This is a genomic window from Paucilactobacillus vaccinostercus DSM 20634, assembly GCF_001436295.1.
GTDB lineage: Bacteria > Bacillota > Bacilli > Lactobacillales > Lactobacillaceae > Paucilactobacillus > Paucilactobacillus vaccinostercus.
On record NZ_AYYY01000038.1, the window covers coordinates 1 to 1053 of the forward strand.

Here is a 1053-nt window from a genome sequence, read left to right on the forward strand (position 1 = left end):
GCCGAGAGTAGTTGGGGGATCGCTCCCTGCGAGGGTAGGACGTCGCCATGCACGATGGAGGATTAGCTCAGTTGGGAGAGCGTCTGCCTTACAAGCAGAGGGTCACAGGTTCGAGCCCTGTATCCTCCATTGAGCCGTTAGCTCAGTTGGTAGAGCATCTGACTTTTAATCAGAGGGTCGACAGTTCGAGACTGTCACGGCTCATTGTCGATGAAAATTGACAGGCATTTGAAAATGCCGACTTAGCTCAGTTGGCAGAGCATCTGTCTTGTAAACAGGGGGTCGAAGGTTCGAATCCTTTAGTCGGCATCAAAATGCGGAAGTAGTTCAGTGGTAGAACATCACCTTGCCATGGTGGGGGTCGCGGGTTCGAATCCCGTCTTCCGCTTTGCCAATTCAATTATGCCGGGGTGGCGGAATTGGCAGACGCACAGGACTTAAAATCCTGCGGTCAGTGATGACCGTACCGGTTCGATCCCGGTCCTCGGCATTTTAATACGCACCCATAGCGCAATTGGATAGAGTGTCTGACTACGAATCAGAAGGTTGTAGGTTCGACTCCTACTGGGTGCATTGTTCGGGAAGTAGCTCAGCTTGGTAGAGCACCTGGTTTGGGACCAGGGGGTCGCAGGTTCGAATCCTGTCTTCCCGATAAATAATCATAGTGTGTGATTATTGGAACAACGAAGTTGTTCACACTCGCGGTGTAGCTCAGCTGGCTAGAGCGTCCGGTTCATACCCGGGAGGTCGAGGGTTCGATCCCCCCCGCCGCGATAGGCCGGAATTATGAAAGCTGGACCTTTAGCTCAGTTGGTTAGAGCAGACGGCTCATAACCGTCCGGTCGTAGGTTCGAGTCCTACAAGGTCCATTGAGAGATGGACGAAGAGTGGCAAAAGTTTATGGAGGATTACCCAAGTCTGGCTGAAGGGAACGGTCTTGAAAACCGTCAGGTGGGTCAAACCACGCGAGAGTTCGAATCTCTCATCCTCCTTTTTAATTATCGCGGGATGGAGCAGTCTGGTAGCTCGTCGGGCTCATAACCCGAAGGTCGT

General features: G+C 52.5%; 10 tRNA genes. All 10 read left to right on the forward strand.

Annotated elements, in window-relative coordinates:
* Positions 1-56 precede the first annotated feature (56 nt).
* The 10 genes from FC26_RS07860 to FC26_RS07905 all read left to right on the forward strand — a co-directional run bounded on the left by FC26_RS07860 (position 57) and on the right by FC26_RS07905 (position 992).
* A tRNA-Val gene (locus tag FC26_RS07860) sits at positions 57-129 on the forward strand.
* 2 nt (positions 130-131) lie between these two features.
* Positions 132-204, forward strand: a tRNA-Lys gene (locus FC26_RS07865).
* A 32-nt stretch (positions 205-236) separates the two neighbouring features.
* Positions 237-309: transfer RNA gene (locus FC26_RS07870), tRNA-Thr, on the forward strand.
* Positions 310-316: 7 nt separating this feature from the next.
* A tRNA-Gly gene (locus FC26_RS07875) sits at positions 317-388 on the forward strand.
* A gap of 16 nt (positions 389-404) precedes the next feature.
* Positions 405-490, forward strand: a tRNA-Leu gene (locus tag FC26_RS07880).
* A 9-nt stretch (positions 491-499) separates the two neighbouring features.
* A tRNA-Arg gene (locus FC26_RS07885) sits at positions 500-573 on the forward strand.
* Positions 574-578: 5 nt separating this feature from the next.
* Positions 579-652 (forward strand) — tRNA-Pro (locus FC26_RS07890).
* Positions 653-700: 48 nt separating this feature from the next.
* Positions 701-774: transfer RNA gene (locus FC26_RS07895), tRNA-Met, on the forward strand.
* Positions 775-795: 21 nt separating this feature from the next.
* Positions 796-869, forward strand: a tRNA-Ile gene (locus tag FC26_RS07900).
* Between the two features lie 33 nt (positions 870-902).
* Positions 903-992: transfer RNA gene (locus FC26_RS07905), tRNA-Ser, on the forward strand.
* Positions 993-1053 lie beyond the last annotated feature (61 nt).